The organism is Bacillus cereus group sp. BfR-BA-01311 (genome assembly GCF_022664295.1).
GTDB lineage: Bacteria > Bacillota > Bacilli > Bacillales > Bacillaceae_G > Bacillus_A > Bacillus_A cereus.
In genome coordinates this window covers 91,264-106,803 of sequence record NZ_JAKUHC010000001.1, presented here as the reverse complement: position 1 = coordinate 106,803, position 15,540 = coordinate 91,264, and the positions used below count along the sequence as shown (strand labels likewise).

Sequence of the window (15,540 nt, the reverse complement as noted above, 5' to 3'; positions counted from 1 at the left end):
ATGGGATTATTTTTGGAAACCGCCTAATTGTTGCTCAGCTAGTGAAACTAGACGTTTAGTGATTTCACCACCAACAGAACCGTTAGCGCGAGCTGTTGCATCAGCTCCAAGTTGAACACCAAACTCTTGAGCGATTTCGTATTTCATTTGGTCTAATGCTGATTCAGCACCAGGAACCGCTAATTTATTTGTGCTACGTGACATGTTATATCACCTCCTTGTGAGTATAGAGTGTGATAAATAACATGACTTCATACACGATTTAGATATGGTAATTTATGGTTTTAGAAAAGTTCTTCGAATTTTTCTTCTTCCGCCACTACTTCTACCGTTTGTAATACCATTGTTTCTTTGTTCGCTACAGCTTCATCGATTAATGGTGTGAAATCGTATTTCGCTTCAAAACGATTTGCTTTTTCACGTTTCGGCTTCGTCGCTGGGCTTGCTGGTGTGAATACAGTACAGCAATCTTCATATGGACGAATTGAAATATCATACGTGCCGATTTCTTCAGCGATTTTAATAATCTCTAATTTATCCATCGTAATAAGCGGACGAATAACTGGGTAGTTTGTTACTTCGTTAATCGTATGCATACTATCTAACGTTTGGCTTGCTACTTGTCCAAGACTTTCACCAGTCGTAATTGCAAGTGCGTTACGCTCCTCAGCAATACGTTCTGTAATACGCATCATCATACGGCGCATAACCGTCATTGAATAGCTAGATGGGATTTCTTTATTAATCGTTTTTTGCACTTCTGTAAACGGAACAAGGTGAAGCGTTACTCGTTTACAATACTTCGTTAACTCTTGCGCTAAATCGATTACTTTTTGTTTTGCACGCTCACTTGTGAAAGGTGGACTATGGAAGTGAACTGCTTCCACAGATACGCCGCGTTTCATCGTTAAGTAAGCTGCTACTGGGCTATCAATACCACCAGAAAGAAGTACCATTACTTTTCCGCCAACGCCAACTGGTAAACCGCCAGCTCCCATACGCTCATCGCACATGATATAGCTATAGCCACTGCGGATCTCTACGCGTACATTTACATCTGGATTATGAACATCTACTGTAATATCTTCTGTGTTTTCTAGAATATGTCCGCCAATCTCAGGTAATAATTCCATCGTTCTCATTGGGAAATGCTTATAAGAACGGTGTACAGTAATTTTAAATGTTTTCACATCACCTTTTACTTGTAAGAAAGCTGCTAATGCACCTTTTTTAATGTCTTCTAATTCTGATGGTACTTTCATCGCTAAGTTAAACTTATGAATACCAAATACATCCTTCAATCTTTCAGAGACTGCTTCATGATCTTCACCATTTAACTGGATGTACATACGATCGTGTGTTGCATCGATTTTAATATTTGGGAATTTTTTCAGTTTGAACTTCACGTTATCTTTTAATGTGCTTACAAACTTAGAACGGTTCTTACCTTTTGTCGTCATTTCTCCGTAACGCACTAAAATATATTCATATTTCAACATAATTTCTTTACCTCATCACTTCATATAATTTTGGCATCGTCTCTTTTACAATACCTTCAAATCGTTTTACTTCTTCCATTGTGTTTTCTGGTGCCAAACTAATACGAATAGCGCTTGCAGCTGCTGCATGCGGTACTCCCATTGACACTAACACTCTGCTCACTTCATTTGCTTTTGAAGAACAAGCAGATTTCGTTGACACATATACACCGTGTTCTTCTAAAGCATGAACGACTACTTCTGGTTTTAAACCAACAAATGATACATTTAAAATGTGCGGTGCTGCATATGCAAGCGACGTGTTAATCGTTACATCTTCCATTTCTTTAAAGAAACGAACAAGCTCTGCTTGTAAACTTTGCAAATGAGCTACCTTTTCTTTCACTTGTTCCATTGTCATGCGAAGTGCTTTCACCATCGCTACAATGCCAGGTAAATTCTCTGTACCAGAGCGATACTTAAGCTCTTGTTGACCACCTGATAAAATCGGATCTAATCTTACACCATCGCGTACATATAGAAGACCCGTTCCTTTTACACTGTGGAATTTATGTCCAGATATTGAGCAAAGATCAATATGAGACGCATATAAATCAAGCGGTACTTTCCCTATCCCTTGTACATGATCTACATGGAATCTTATTTTCGGATGATTCGATAATAACGTTCCAATTTCAGCAACGGGCTGAATTGCTCCAGTTTCGTTGTTCACATGAATAATTGACACAAGAATCGTATCTTCACGAAGTGCTCGTTTCACATCTTCTACCGACACAACACCATGCTCGTTAACCGGTAAATATGTTACATCAAACCCGAGTTCTTCTAATTGCTTATATGCCTCAAACACAGACGCGTGTTCAATATTTGTTGTAATGATATGTTTGCCGCGCGAACGATTCCTCATCGCTATCCCTTTAATCGCAAGGTTATTCCCTTCTGTTCCACCTGATGTGAAAATAATTTCAGAAGGTTTAACACGAAGAAGCTGCGCTGCAATCGTTCTTGATTGTGTTAATAGACGCTCTGCCTCTCCTCCAAGCGAATGAATAGAAGAAGGATTACCAAAATATTTCCCAGCAACCGTCACATACGATTGAAGAGCTTCTGGATATGGCTTCGTCGTCGCACTATTATCAAAATAGATCATCGTTCTTCCCCTTTCAGCGCTATCACATCGTATAATCATATCATAAATACGTGTCATTACGCTAAGACTACGCAAAGGTTCCGTTTTATCTCGATTGGTGAAGGCTAATAATTGTCGAGGATGCCCTCCTATTACAGTTTCACTTTATCCCGCATGAACGGGCAATAAGACTCTCACCTCAAAATCCAGTTAGAGCAAAGAAGTTAGGTAGGAGTCGGGCTGTCCGTAAATGCCCGATTGGTGAAGGCTAGTAATCAATGGGGATGAATCCTCCTACTGATTACAGTTTCACTTTATTTTGAAACGAATAACCTTGCTGTATTCCGCTATTCATTATAGCAACATCGTCTGCAAAATTACACAAAAAAACAAACCCTTTTATGAAAGGGTTTGTTCATTGTCTACATATTCAGCTATTTTTTGAACAACGCCAGGTTCAAGTTGCTCTAATACTGAAGCCGCTTGTTCTAAAGCTGCATCATATTGATATTCACGGAATAATTTCTCAGCATAATTTAAACTTTCTGCTAGGTTTTCATCATGACTACGGTAACGGTTACCGTACTGAATTAATTTTTCCACTAAATATGCTTGTCCAATTAACTCTTCTGTCATTTCAGCCACACCGTTCACAGTTGTGTATGCTTCTTCTAAACTGCTATTTACAGCGTTCATATTTAACGGCTTCACTTCTAATTGTTCATATACAGCTTGCATTGCCATTTGCCCTCTTTTTAAATCTTCCATAATACTCTCTGGAAGACCTGGCAAATTCGACTTTTGCATAAAGCGTTTCGTTTCGAAAATAGTATTTCGCATTTCTTGTAACTTCTCACGTGCTTCAAATTCTTCTTTGCGCATCGCTTGCAGCATTTCTTTATATTCTGCATGAAGTACTTTTAACGTTTCACATTGCTCATAAACCTCTTCTAGTTCCTCACGAATAATAGAGAAGGCAATATCTTGTTCTGCAACGCGTAATTGTAGCATTTCAAAACGTTTCGTTAAAATGTGCATTTGCTTTTCAATTACTTTTTGAGACTCAATGTCTTTATCTTGTAACTGATAGCTTTGTTTTACAAGTTGTGTTTCTGTTTTCGTTTCAATCGTTTCGATACGCATTTCTTCTAAGTCATCGTAAACAGAAAGTGTTTTTTGCTCCACATAATGTCTCGCATGTACTTCTTGTTCCAATTGATCGTAGAAGCCATCTAAACGTGTTTTTAAATTTTCTACTTTTTCAGCCGCTTCTGTTATATGAAGCTCCTGTATATCCATTAAACATGTTTGTAGTTGTTTCGTCATATCGCGAACTTCTTTAGGGACTTCCAAATAATCTAATACATAACCTTGTCTTACCATATCATTATGTCCGTGTAATAAATCTTCCAGCTGAACTGGTAACGTCGCTTGACACTCTACCAATAAATCTGGAATTTGGTGAATAATGATTTCTAAATCTGCTAAACCTTCTTCCAAACTAATAACAATTTCTCTCGCTTTTAAATAGTCGCCATTGTTTGTTGCTTCTTCAAAGGTTTTAAATTTCTCAGATTCAGCGTCTAGCATCTCTTCGATTTTCTGCTCTGCTGCTCCATACATATGTCTATGAGCAAGAACACTCTTTTTCATACTACGATATGTATCACGTAACCCTTCAATTTCCGAGCTATTTTTCTCATGGCTTTCTAACAATTGCTGTAATTCATTTAAAATGTCCGTAATACGATTATCAGCTTCATCTAAACCACTTATGGATTCGTTCATCGCATGCTTTGCTTTTCGGAAGGAGAATTGCGAGGCGAATTTTCGCGCTTGCGCTAAATCTTTGTCAGCTTTCGGAAGGGTTGTTGATACAATTTCATCCCATTCTTCACGCCATTTACCAAACAGTTCTTCTGTTTGACCCGTCATGTTTAAATCTTTTACCCGTTTTAGTTCATCTGCCACAGGTTTATCTTTTATCTCTTGTTTCCACTGCTCCAGTGCTTCAATATCTTTATATGAACGATTTCTTATCACAAGCTCTATCATGAGCAGCACTAGAATAGAGCTTACTACAATGATAACGATCGTCAGGATAGAATCCATGCAAAAAAGCCTCCTAGTTATATCTCTTTTTTTGTCCGTTCCGTTTATGAAATGGAAGGCATTATGTATAAAAAGGGAATTCCCCTATATTTAACAACTAACAATGTACTAATCATACCATGTAATGGTTTGTTTTTGACCTAGTTTTTTTTAAAATTTCATGTTTCTTTCAATGTGATTGTAATCTTTCTCAATATTCCGCCTACCTCACTACCTATCCTCAAATGATTGTAATAACAAACAATCTTTCGTATGGGATACGAAATAAATTTTCCGCATGAGTGGTGGTTCAACAGAAATTACATGTACATTTCCTTGCCTTACAGACTGCTCCACTGCCCTTTCTGGAAGTAACGTGATACCAAGGCCAGCTTTTACCATTGCAAGCATCGGTTCTGCGTAAGATGTTTCCACAGCTATAGTTGGTTTTACACCTATTTCATGAAACATGTTCATAATCATTTTCCTTACATCACATATTTCTGGATATACAATTAATTTTTCATTGTGCAGCTCTTCTATTTGAATGACTATCTTCTCTTTGTACGGATGATTATTTGAAACGGCACAAACAATTTTCTCTTGTTGCACTTCTTTTATATACGTAGCACCTTCTACTACTGAATCGATGAACATCGCGTCAATCTCCCGCGCTTTAAATAAATCTCTTAATACTTCCGTATGCCCGATTTGCCATTCCACTTCGAACTCATCACCTAATATATCTTTACATTCTGATATGTAATGCTCCGCTAAACTCGGTAGTATACCAATTGAAAACTTCCGGTTCTCTTGATACCCCCTCATTTCTGTTTTCACTTCATTTATTTGCTCCAAAATCGGTAACATTCTTTTTATAAATAACTCTCCTGCCTCCGTTAACTCTACTCCTTGCGCAGAACGCTTAAGTAACGTAACCTCTAAATCCGCTTCTAACTTTTGAATTTGTTTACTAAGCGCTGGTTGCGATATATGTAAAATCTTACTTGCCTTTGATAAACTTCGCGTATGCTTCACTTCAATAAACGATCGTACTGCCTCCAAATCCATCGTACACACCTCTAACAAAAAGTTATAACCGTTATAAGAAATCGATATTTCCTCCTATAAACAATTACTCTTTATACTTATTTCATCAACTTACTATAACGAAATGTAAAGGGGAAAGATACTCTTGAACAAAAAACAAATGCTACTCGGATCCTTTCTATGCTTACTCGCTGTCACTGCCTGGGGATTTATGTTTCCTGTAATGGCAAATGCTCTGCAATTTATCGATCCATTCTTCTTCACAACGATTCGCTATGGATCAGCAGCTATTATTTTTCTTATTTTGCTATTAATTACTGAAGGAAAGACTTCACTCCGCTTAGAAAAAAGAACACTTTCTCTATTCTTTTACGGGACAGTCGGTTTTGCGGGGTATGGTTTTCTCGTTTTCTACGGACAACAACTTGCCGGACCTTCCGGAGCAATCCATGCAGCTATGATTCAATCCCTTATGCCACTGATTGCCTTATCACTGCAATGGATAACGAAAAATCGCCGCCCACAAAACTACACATTCCTTTGTATGTTTGTTGCATTACTTGGTGTTATGCTTGTCATTTCAAAAGGAAATATTCACTTATTATTTGGAGCTGCAAGCCACTTATCAACAAACATATTGATGCTATGCGGCGTTACTTGCTGGGTCATTTATACAAACGGGGGTGCTCGTTTTCAATCTTGGTCACCACTTAGGTACACGACATTAACTTGTTTATTTGGCTCCATTTCACTCATCGTTATTGTTACTTTCTTAACGTACACAAATATAGTTACTATGCCGTCACTGCGTACAGTTGTGAGCGTTCGTTTTGAGCTCTTTTATATGTCGATTATCGCAGGCGTTATCGCTGTATTTTGCTGGAATATGGGAAATCGCTATATTTCATCTATTAACGGCATATTATTTATGAATTTAGTTCCTATCCTTGCACTGATCGGTTCTATCTTTCGAGGTTATACAGTCGATAAAATTGAAATCGCTGGAGCTGCATTAACAATTATCGCGCTATTATGTAACAATTTATGGCAAAGAAAAGTAAACATAAAAATCCCCACCTCAGTTCGTTAGGTGGGGATTCTTTACATATGAACAGCTCTTGGCCATTCATGGTACATATTCGCCTTACATAATGCTTGTTCCATCCATTGCTCAATCTCTTTCGTGTACATTTCTATGAAAAATGTCTCAGACGGGAAAGAATGCAGTACTTCTGATATATATTGTGGATATAAAAACGGCATATTTATCATACCTTTTAATTGCGTCATAAACATTGTAAATGATACTTTCTGAAATTCTTGTTTCATTTGTCCTTGTCTAATCATTTGTTCTATATAATATCTTTCTTTAGAAAAATAAACGGTCATCACTTCACGAATTAATGTCGTATCAAGCGAAAGCTCTCGGTAGAAGAAACGTGTTAGTTCTCTATTTTCAAATTGATATCGTAAAATCCCGCGCACCATTTGCACCATCACATCTTTAGCCGACAAATACTCTCTCTGTTCAAACGACATTTCAATCACATGAATATATCCTTCTAAAAAATCAGTAATAAGCTGTTCTAATAAACCTTGCTTCCCAGCAAAATAATATGAAATATTCGCTACATTCACATCCGCTCGCTTTGCAATGTCTCGCACCGATGTTCCATCATACCCTTTCGTATTAAACAACGATATTGCCGCATCAATTACTTTTTGTTTCGTCTGCTTCATGCGCTCACTTCCCCTCACTGAACAGCTATAGTTTAAATTTCTTGACTTTTAAGACAAATTCCTTTAATTTTCTATCGACAAAGTCATGTGAAATACATCGTATTTTGCTAATATTTTACACATCTCGATAAAAAAGGAGCTGTTTCCATGTTTACTAAAGAAAGTTATGCAGGATCTCGCGTGCAGCAATATGAGACAGTAATTAAACAACTGGATGCGTTATTAACTGGCGAATCAAACGTAGTCGCAAACTTATCAAATGCGTCCGCATTATTAAACCAATTTTTAGATCGCGTTAATTGGGTTGGCTTTTACGTAACAGAAGGAAATCAGCTTGTCCTTGGACCGTTCCAAGGAATGCCTGCTTGCGTACGCATTCCATTTGGACGAGGCGTTTGCGGCGTAGCAGCTGAAACGAAAACAACACAGCTTGTAGCAGACGTTCACCAATTCCCAGGTCACATCGCTTGCGATAGTGCTTCTAATTCAGAAATCGTTGTACCGATTGTGAAAGAAGGAGCTGTCATTGGTGTACTTGACATTGATAGTCCTGAAAAGAATCGTTTTGATGAAGTAGATCAGCGCTATTTAGAAAAGTTTGTGGAAACACTCCTAAAACATATGTAAAAAGAAAAGAGCGAGTTATCGATTTAGTACGCCCTGTACAAAACCGATAGCTCACTCTTTTTTCATTGATTTACAGTAGATATTTTCTTTAATGCCTGCTCTAAATCAGAAACGATATCCTCCCACGATTCTAAACCGACTGATAAGCGTATTAAATTATCGAAAATGCCCATTTCTTTTCTTAGTTCAGCTGGAATCGCAGCGTGCGTCATCGTTGCTGGATGCTGAATTAACGTTTCTGTATCTCCTAAACTCACCGCAATTGTAATAAAGTGAAGATCATTAATAAACGCTTGCGTCTCTTCTTTTCCGCCTTTTACTGAAAAAGAAATAACACCGCCCCCGCGTTTCATTTGACGAGATGCTAACTCCCCTTCTGGATACCAAACACCTTCTACCGCATCATGTTTTCTTAGGAACGATACAATTTTTTCTGCATTATCACAATGACGATCCATTCTTACTGCTAACGTCTTTAACCCGCGTAATAATAACCACGCATCAAACGGTGCCATAATACCGCCGATATCCTTTCGCATCGGGCGAATCTTTTCAGCTAATGCTTTCGTTTTACAAATTGTTACGCCTGCTACAACGTCACCGTGACCACCAATATATTTTGTCGCACTATGCACAACAGCGTCACAGCCAAGCTCAAGCGGTCTTTGTAAATAAGGTGAACAAAATGTATTATCAACAATAACAAGTAAGCCATTTCGCTTTGCAACCCGAATCACTTGTTTTAAATCAATTAATTTCATTGTCGGATTAATCGGTGTTTCAACGAAAATAAGCTTTGTATTTGGGCGAATTTTATTTTCAATATCAACCTCTGTCTCCATATCACAAAACGAATGCGTAATCATAAATTTTTCTTCTAACACTTCTAAAAAACCGTACGTGCATCCGTATAATCCATTTGAACAAATAATATGATCTCCAGCCTTTAAAAAACCGATTAAAGTCGCTGAAATAGCTGCCATACCAGATCCAAAGGCAAGTGCCTCTTCTCCTCCTTCTAACACCGCCATACGTTCTTCAAATAATTTCACAGTTGGATTTCCAAGCCGTGAGTAAATATAAGATGGATCCACTCCCGCAAAACTCGCCTCTCCTTGCTGCGCAGTCTCAAATGTAAATGTAGAAGTTTGAAATAAAGGTGGTGTTAAACTTCCTTTATGTTCCTCAGGTTTATAACCGTGATGAATTAACGCTGTCTCCATATGCTTCTTTTTCATAAAAACATCCCCCTTATGTTTTTATTGCCGCATATTCATCCATAAAAATTTGATGAACGTTTTCCTTCATTTTATGTAAGCGTTTTATTTGTGTTTCTATCTCTTCTTCTATATTGTTTTAAATTCCTTCTTATATTAATTTCCAAAATTTTTATGCATAAAACAAAAACGTACTTGCTTGACGAAACTCTGGGTAAAAGATATAATAGCGTTTGTGTAAAATAAAAAGGCAGCCTTGTAATGTGAGTTTATCGTTTGTATTTTGTTCCTCTACGGAGGTGTATCTCGTAACTCCCTGCTGCTGGAGCGAAGGTACATGAAAACAAAATGCCCGTAAATATCGATTACGTCTGTTTTTATTTTACGTAAATAAAAACATTTTTAAAGGAGGAGTCAACTATGGCTCGTTATACAGGTCCAGCTTGGAAACTGTCTCGTCGTCTTGGAATCTCTCTAAGCGGCACAGGAAAAGAATTAGAAAAACGCCCTTACGCACCAGGTCCTCACGGTCCTAACCAACGTAAGAAACTTTCAGAATACGGTTTACAATTACAAGAGAAACAAAAACTTCGTCACATGTACGGCATGACTGAGCGTCAATTCCGTCGCACATTTGACCAAGCAGGTAAAATGCCTGGTAAGCACGGCGAAAACTTCATGATCCTTCTTGAAGCTCGTCTTGACAACTTAGTTTACCGTATGGGCTTAGCTCGCACTCGTCGTGCAGCTCGCCAATTAGTAAACCACGGTCACATCATGGTTGATGGCGCTCGCGTAGATATCCCATCTTACCGTGTAAAACCTGGTCAAACTATCAGCGTTCGCGAAAAATCTAACAGCCTTGTTGTTGTTAAAGAAGCGATCGAAGTTAACAACTTCGTACCAGAATACTTAACTTTCGATGCTGACAAATTAGAAGCTACTTACACTCGTCACGCTGAGCGTGCTGAGTTACCAGCTGAAATCAACGAAGCATTAATCGTAGAGTTCTACTCTCGTTAATCTCGGTACTCTGAAAAGAGTATTATTAAAAGCCTTAGGAACCTTGTTTATCAAGGGGCCTGGGCTTTTTTTATTGAATATAGCCTGTATATGTATAAAAACGGAACAATGTAACAAAATAAAACTTAGCCCTCTCTCTAAAATTTCATCCATTTTTATCCACATTAATAAAAACCTACCCCATAATTCATTTTTCTTTGCTGTACTCTCCTTTTGTTAACATTATTTTTACAACGTATTTATTTGTACATAATCTATACCTTCCCTTTTTCTATTCACATTCAACTTAAAAACCTCTTCATCACCCGAGCATCTGAATAAGATTAAAAAAACTTAATGAACAAGTATCTCTTTAACTGTCAAATTATTAGAATATTCAATTTACAACCCCTTCCTTAAATTGGTATTATTTTCTTGTATATGAGAGAATAGATGGAAAGTTACTAGAAGGAAGACATATTTTAGAGATTCCAACATCTAATAAAAAATTCAAAAAAATAGATGAATATATCAAGCTAGCAAAAGAAAAATATGATATTGATATTAGATTTATGGAGGAATAATTGATGGCGTATGATTTAGAACCCGAAATTAAAGAGGTACTTGAGAAAATTGATTTTATTCAGAGATATAAAGCATTATCAAAACAATTTCCAGATAGAGAAAACACATTTGAAAACTATGAAAACGAAAAAGTAATTGCAGTATTTGAGTCTCTTGGCTATAAAGCTCGTTTTATGAAAAAAGAAAACTTTTTTATTGTTGGTGAGGTCAAGAATAAAAACATCTATACTTTTAGATTTAATATTAGTTTAAAACATGGCCTTGTTGAGTTTATTTGGTCTGCACGACATAATGGTGCAATAAGAGCTGGAGATCCATGGGCTATGTTTGTAGCAATATTATCAAATGATACAGAAAAAATACTTCGTCCATGCTTCCACAGTTACGATGAACTCAAAGAAATCATGAAAATCGCCTTTGAAATGTACGAAGATTTCAAGCGAGAATTAATTCCTATTTATTCATAATTTCACCTTAAAAATACATGAAGTAATGACTAAAAAACAAGGACAGACTTAAGGTTTTAGGAGAATTAATTATGAACTTAAAATTAAAACCTGAAATAGAAACAGCACTTAAAAAAATTGACTTTGTTAATAGATACACAGAACTTTCTTCTTTTTCGAGAGAAAATTATGATGCCGAAGAAATCATTCCTAATCCCAATATTGAAGAAATTCAACAAATACTTGAAAAGCTAGGTTATAAATCAGTTTATGATAAAAAAGAAAAGTTTTTAAAAGTTGGAGAACTAGGTGATAAAAAAGAAAATTTATTTTATTTTCATATTGGTATTAAAGTAAACGTTCTGGATTTTACTTGGGTAGTTTATCATAATGATGAACTAAGATTAGGTAGTCCATGGAGTCTATATTCAAGACTTTTAATTTCTCCAGATACTAGAATTAAGCCCGTACTATTTAGCGATTATGACAGCTTAGAAAAAATTTTAAAAATTGCTTTAGGTATGTATGAAGATTTTAAACAAGAATTAATTCCTATCTATTCATAATTTTATATATAAGAAAGGCAATCTTATCTTATATATAAAAAAAGAAAATCCGACTCACAAGAGCAGGATTTCTTTATGTATCTAGATTTGAGATGTTGTGCCTTGGAAACATGAATAAAGGGAGATGGTTTTATGCTAAGAAAATATTATTCAAAAAACAATCATTTACAACCATTTTTTGAGGAAGTTAATAAATATGTAGATGGCATTCACACCCTAAACAATGGAATTAACTTAGAAGATATAACAAGCCTTCAAAATGAACTTAACATTCAAATTCCTGATATATATAAAGATTTTGTCCAAGTGTGTAATGGTGGAGAATTATTTATACCTGGAACAGTCCTGTCAGAAATTCATACAGCTGCTCAGGGCCCAAAACAGCGTGGTGGCTCTTATCTAAATGATTCGTTTAAAAAAGAACGAAGACCGACAAAGATGCCAGACACGTATTTAATCATCGCAGATTTAAACTATGGTGACTCGATATGTATAGACTTAGAATCAAGCAATGGATACGATGCAACGGTAATACAATGGGATAGGGAGACTCACAGCGTTTCTAGATCATGGAATGGTTTGGTGGAATGGTTAATGGATACCTTAGACGAAGGATCATTACTAGTAGATTATGATGGTAATGAAAAAGATTTAGACTTTTAACATGAATAGTAAAAGTGGAGCCACAAGAATTAATTCCTATCTATTCATAATTTCATATTCAAGAAAGACAATGTTATTTTAAATATAAAAAAAGAAAATCCGACTCACAAGAGCAGGATTTCTTCATTTAACTAAAATTTATACCGTTCTATTCGATTTCGAACGTTTAATTGAGCAGGATAGACTAACAACACCTCATCGGAAAAAACTCGCTCTAAAGTGGACAAAAAGAGATAATGAGTATTTGATAAAAGGCGAGATACCAAAAGACTATTTCAAAATTCATGAATAAGAGGGTGCAAATATGAAATTATACTTTAAAGATACTGAAATAGGTGAAATCAGAGACATTTTTGCAGAAACACCATGGATGTATGGAACAATACATTTAAATGATAATAGTAAACCCTATCAAGAATATTTTCGTGAAATGGTAGACGAAGACAGTACTTTTGGCTTTGAAAGTATTGACCCTGAATTTCTAGACGATGAAAATTGGTCCGTTTTCGATGAAAACGAAGAGAAATATTTAGGAATCGGCATTCCAGCAATCCACATTGAAGATACCACGATTGCATGGCGATGGAGATAAAAATCACACAAAGAAGAACGCCTGATTAATATTTAAACTAACGTTTACGCTAGCTTTTCCTTTGTTTCGAATCAAATATCATGGAAAAGGAATATTTGATTTTACTGGTGAAAATATTATAACTAAGATACTTCAAAATGAACTGTATCAAGCAAATTATACATTTGTAAAGACTTCAATTTCACGTACGAAAAAAGAAACAAATTCAGGGAAAATTTTGAGACGTATTTGAAAGAAATGAAAGGTAAATATGCTATTAGGATTAGATTTAGGGAGGAATAATTGATGGCATATGATTTAGAACTTGAAATAAAAGAGGTACTTGAGAAAATTAACTTTGTAGAAAGATATAAAGCTTTATCAGAAAAATTTTCTAATAGTGAAAATACATTTGAAAACTATGAAAATGAAAAAGTATTTGAAGTATTCGAGACTCTTGGCTATAAAGCTCGTTACAATAAAAAAGCAGACTTTTTTATTGTAGGTGAAGTAAAAAACAAAGATAGCTACGCCTTTAGATTTAACATCAGCTTAAAATATGGTGTTGCTGAATTAATTTGGGAAGCATGGCATAATGATGAAGTTAGAGTTGGAGACCCTTGGGACGTATTTATAAGATTGTTATCAAATGACATGGGAAAAGTACCCGTGTTATATTTCCACAGTTACGATGAACTCAAAGAAATCATGAAAATTGCCTTTGAAATGTACGAAGATTTCAAGCGAGAATTAATTCCTATCTATTCATAATGTAAAAAGCTACCGAAGACACCAAAACAGTTACTTCGAGTAGCTTTTATTTATATATATTAAAGTTATTTATTTTCCTCTTTTTGAACATATACATAAGCATCTTTCTGCTCTTTATGTATATCAACTTTCGAATTCTCTGCAAGTTGACCCGCGTTTAGCAAAGAAAAAATAATCAATGCTTCTAGTGACATTTCGTTTTACCACTCCTTTCTAATTGTTATACGTTTATCATACCGCTTACATGTGATTTCCGTATGAACTCGAAAAGGAGATTAAAACAAAAAAGCTTTGAGGAATTTCCTCAAAGCTTTTTATTTATTAGTAACGAATTAAGAAATATTTCTTCTTACCGCGGCGAATGATTGTGAATTTACCTTCGATGCGGTCTTTTTCTGTTACAACGTAGTCTAATGCTTGTGTACGCTCACCGTTTACATAGATTGCGCCGTTCGTTACATCTTCACGTGCTTGACGTTTTGATGGAGAGATTTTGCTTTCTACAAGTAAGTCGATTAATACTGTATCTTCTGCAGTACGTTCTACAGATGGTACGTCTTTGAATCCTTGCTCGATTTCGCTTGCAGTTAGTTCTGCTACAGAACCGCTGAATAATGCAGCTGAAATTTTAATCGCTTGCTCTAATGCTTCTTCACCGTGAACAAGTTTTGTCATTTCAGAACCTAACGCTTTTTGTGCTGCACGTTTTTCTGGCGCTTCAGCTACTTGCTTTTCAAGCTCAAGAATTTCTTCATGAGATAAGAATGTGAAGTATTTTAAGTATTTAACAACGTCGCGGTCATCTGTGTTAATCCAGAATTGGTAGAACTCGTAAGGAGTTGTTTTCTCTGGGTCTAACCAGATTGCGCCGCCTTCTGTTTTACCAAACTTCGTACCGTCAGATTTTGTAACAAGTGGAATTGTTAAACCGAATGCTTTCGCATCTTCTTCTGATTTACGGATTAATTCAAGACCAGCTGTAATGTTACCCCATTGGTCACTACCACCGATTTGCAGACGGCAATTATGTTGTTGGTATAAGTTTAAGAAGTCGTATGATTGTAAAATCATGTAACTGAACTCAGTGAATGAAATACCAGTTTCTAAACGAGATGCTACTGTATCTTTTGCTAACATATAGTTTAAACCGAAGTTTTTACCGATATCGCGTAAGAATGAAATTACATCTAAGCTACCAAGCCAGTCGTAGTTGTTAGCCATCGTTGCTGGGTTGTCCACGTTTTCAAACTCTAAGAAGTTTGAAAGTTGGTTTTTAATGCTTTCTGTGTAGTAAGCAACTGTATCTTTCGTATTTAATGTACGCTCTGCTTTTTTACCACTTGGATCACCGATCATACCAGTACCACCGCCAACAAGTGCGATTGGTTGGTGACCAGCTAATTGGAAACGACGTAACATTAATACTGGTAACATATGACCAATGTGTAAGCTATCTGCTGTCGGGTCGAAACCACAGTATAATTTAACGCTTTCTTTTTCTAATAATTGCTCAAGGCCCTCAGCATCTGTTTGCTGATTAATTAGACCGCGAAATTCAAGATCTTGTAAAATACCCATATCCT

General features: G+C 36.1%; 17 protein-coding genes. 8 read left to right on the top strand and 9 right to left on the bottom strand.

Annotation, left to right across the window (positions count from 1 at the left end):
* Window positions 1-6: 6 nt before the first annotated feature.
* From MR136_RS00580 to MR136_RS00560, 5 genes are all read right to left on the bottom strand, one after another.
* On the bottom strand, window positions 7-204 hold the full coding sequence (locus MR136_RS00580; RefSeq protein WP_000091639.1) for an alpha/beta-type small acid-soluble spore protein: 198 nt from the start codon (window positions 202-204) through the stop codon (window positions 7-9).
* Between the two features lie 80 nt (window positions 205-284).
* Complete coding sequence (thiI, locus tag MR136_RS00575; RefSeq protein WP_000922341.1) at window positions 285-1,499, bottom strand: tRNA uracil 4-sulfurtransferase ThiI; 1,215 nt, start codon at window positions 1,497-1,499, stop codon at window positions 285-287.
* 7 nt (window positions 1,500-1,506) lie between these two features.
* A complete protein-coding gene (locus MR136_RS00570) occupies window positions 1,507-2,649 on the bottom strand; it encodes a cysteine desulfurase family protein (protein ID WP_061457760.1) in 1,143 nt (380 codons plus the stop codon).
* A gap of 378 nt (window positions 2,650-3,027) precedes the next feature.
* The gene (gene ezrA, locus MR136_RS00565; RefSeq protein WP_242259223.1) at window positions 3,028-4,740 is read right to left on the bottom strand and encodes a septation ring formation regulator EzrA; all 1,713 of its coding nucleotides are present in this window, start codon (window positions 4,738-4,740) and stop codon (window positions 3,028-3,030) included.
* Window positions 4,741-4,950: 210 nt separating this feature from the next.
* A complete protein-coding gene (locus tag MR136_RS00560) occupies window positions 4,951-5,790 on the bottom strand; it encodes a LysR family transcriptional regulator (protein WP_000362528.1) in 840 nt (279 codons plus the stop codon).
* Window positions 5,791-5,914: 124 nt separating this feature from the next.
* On the opposite strand from MR136_RS00560, the gene MR136_RS00555 reads away from it, so the two are divergent.
* Entirely contained in the window at window positions 5,915-6,859 is a 945-nt protein-coding gene (locus MR136_RS00555; protein ID WP_001036052.1) for a DMT family transporter, read from the top strand.
* A gap of 11 nt (window positions 6,860-6,870) precedes the next feature.
* On the opposite strand, the gene refZ is transcribed toward MR136_RS00555, so the two are convergent.
* Window positions 6,871-7,509 (bottom strand): forespore capture DNA-binding protein RefZ, encoded by a 639-nt coding sequence (gene refZ / locus MR136_RS00550; protein WP_000814921.1) that lies wholly within the window; start codon window positions 7,507-7,509, stop codon window positions 6,871-6,873.
* 147 nt (window positions 7,510-7,656) lie between these two features.
* Between refZ and MR136_RS00545 the strand changes: the two genes are divergently transcribed.
* The gene (locus tag MR136_RS00545; RefSeq protein WP_000494340.1) at window positions 7,657-8,136 is read left to right on the top strand and encodes a GAF domain-containing protein; all 480 of its coding nucleotides are present in this window, start codon (window positions 7,657-7,659) and stop codon (window positions 8,134-8,136) included.
* Window positions 8,137-8,198: 62 nt separating this feature from the next.
* Here the strand turns inward: MR136_RS00545 and megL are convergent, their stop codons facing one another.
* Complete coding sequence (megL, locus tag MR136_RS00540; RefSeq protein ID WP_063220471.1) at window positions 8,199-9,374, bottom strand: methionine gamma-lyase; 1,176 nt, start codon at window positions 9,372-9,374, stop codon at window positions 8,199-8,201.
* A 399-nt stretch (window positions 9,375-9,773) separates the two neighbouring features.
* On the opposite strand from megL, the gene rpsD reads away from it, so the two are divergent.
* From rpsD to MR136_RS00510, 6 genes are all read left to right on the top strand, one after another.
* Complete coding sequence (rpsD, locus tag MR136_RS00535; protein WP_000135315.1) at window positions 9,774-10,376, top strand: 30S ribosomal protein S4; 603 nt, start codon at window positions 9,774-9,776, stop codon at window positions 10,374-10,376.
* A gap of 566 nt (window positions 10,377-10,942) precedes the next feature.
* Window positions 10,943-11,407: a hypothetical protein gene (locus tag MR136_RS00530; protein WP_000312819.1), complete on the top strand. Its 465-nt coding sequence runs from the start codon at window positions 10,943-10,945 to the stop codon at window positions 11,405-11,407.
* Between the two features lie 71 nt (window positions 11,408-11,478).
* A complete protein-coding gene (locus MR136_RS00525; protein ID WP_001049760.1) occupies window positions 11,479-11,952 on the top strand; it encodes a hypothetical protein in 474 nt (157 codons plus the stop codon).
* 132 nt (window positions 11,953-12,084) lie between these two features.
* Complete coding sequence (locus MR136_RS00520) at window positions 12,085-12,615, top strand: SMI1/KNR4 family protein (RefSeq protein WP_000944939.1); 531 nt, start codon at window positions 12,085-12,087, stop codon at window positions 12,613-12,615.
* Between the two features lie 304 nt (window positions 12,616-12,919).
* Complete coding sequence (locus tag MR136_RS00515) at window positions 12,920-13,207, top strand: hypothetical protein (protein ID WP_000780767.1); 288 nt, start codon at window positions 12,920-12,922, stop codon at window positions 13,205-13,207.
* A 285-nt stretch (window positions 13,208-13,492) separates the two neighbouring features.
* On the top strand, window positions 13,493-13,957 hold the full coding sequence (locus tag MR136_RS00510) for a hypothetical protein (protein WP_065703043.1): 465 nt from the start codon (window positions 13,493-13,495) through the stop codon (window positions 13,955-13,957).
* Window positions 13,958-14,022: 65 nt separating this feature from the next.
* On the opposite strand, the gene MR136_RS00505 is transcribed toward MR136_RS00510, so the two are convergent.
* Window positions 14,023-14,151, bottom strand: coding sequence for a hypothetical protein (locus MR136_RS00505; RefSeq protein ID WP_000050940.1), 129 nt, complete (start codon window positions 14,149-14,151; stop codon window positions 14,023-14,025).
* Between the two features lie 127 nt (window positions 14,152-14,278).
* A complete protein-coding gene (tyrS, locus tag MR136_RS00500) occupies window positions 14,279-15,535 on the bottom strand; it encodes a tyrosine--tRNA ligase (protein ID WP_242245127.1) in 1,257 nt (418 codons plus the stop codon).
* Window positions 15,536-15,540 lie beyond the last annotated feature (5 nt).

Bases quoted from the DNA above. Each gene is read 5' to 3' on its own strand.
- MR136_RS00580 (WP_000091639.1), bottom strand. From the start codon at position 204: ATGTCACGTAGCACAAATAAATTAGCGGTTCCTGGTGCTGAATCAGCA.
- thiI (WP_000922341.1), bottom strand. From the start codon at position 1,499: ATGTTGAAATATGAATATATTTTAGTGCGTTACGGAGAAATGACGACA.
- MR136_RS00570 (WP_061457760.1), bottom strand. From the start codon at position 2,649: ATGATCTATTTTGATAATAGTGCGACGACGAAGCCATATCCAGAAGCT.
- ezrA (WP_242259223.1), bottom strand. From the start codon at position 4,740: ATGGATTCTATCCTGACGATCGTTATCATTGTAGTAAGCTCTATTCTA.
- MR136_RS00560 (WP_000362528.1), bottom strand. From the start codon at position 5,790: ATGGATTTGGAGGCAGTACGATCGTTTATTGAAGTGAAGCATACGCGA.
- refZ (WP_000814921.1), bottom strand. From the start codon at position 7,509: ATGAAGCAGACGAAACAAAAAGTAATTGATGCGGCAATATCGTTGTTT.
- MR136_RS00545 (WP_000494340.1), top strand. From the start codon at position 7,657: ATGTTTACTAAAGAAAGTTATGCAGGATCTCGCGTGCAGCAATATGAG.
- megL (WP_063220471.1), bottom strand. From the start codon at position 9,374: ATGAAAAAGAAGCATATGGAGACAGCGTTAATTCATCACGGTTATAAA.
- rpsD (WP_000135315.1), top strand. From the start codon at position 9,774: ATGGCTCGTTATACAGGTCCAGCTTGGAAACTGTCTCGTCGTCTTGGA.
- MR136_RS00530 (WP_000312819.1), top strand. From the start codon at position 10,943: ATGGCGTATGATTTAGAACCCGAAATTAAAGAGGTACTTGAGAAAATT.
- MR136_RS00525 (WP_001049760.1), top strand. From the start codon at position 11,479: ATGAACTTAAAATTAAAACCTGAAATAGAAACAGCACTTAAAAAAATT.
- MR136_RS00520 (WP_000944939.1), top strand. From the start codon at position 12,085: ATGCTAAGAAAATATTATTCAAAAAACAATCATTTACAACCATTTTTT.
- MR136_RS00515 (WP_000780767.1), top strand. From the start codon at position 12,920: ATGAAATTATACTTTAAAGATACTGAAATAGGTGAAATCAGAGACATT.
- MR136_RS00510 (WP_065703043.1), top strand. From the start codon at position 13,493: ATGGCATATGATTTAGAACTTGAAATAAAAGAGGTACTTGAGAAAATT.
- MR136_RS00505 (WP_000050940.1), bottom strand. From the start codon at position 14,151: ATGTCACTAGAAGCATTGATTATTTTTTCTTTGCTAAACGCGGGTCAA.
- tyrS (WP_242245127.1), bottom strand. From the start codon at position 15,535: ATGGGTATTTTACAAGATCTTGAATTTCGCGGTCTAATTAATCAGCAA.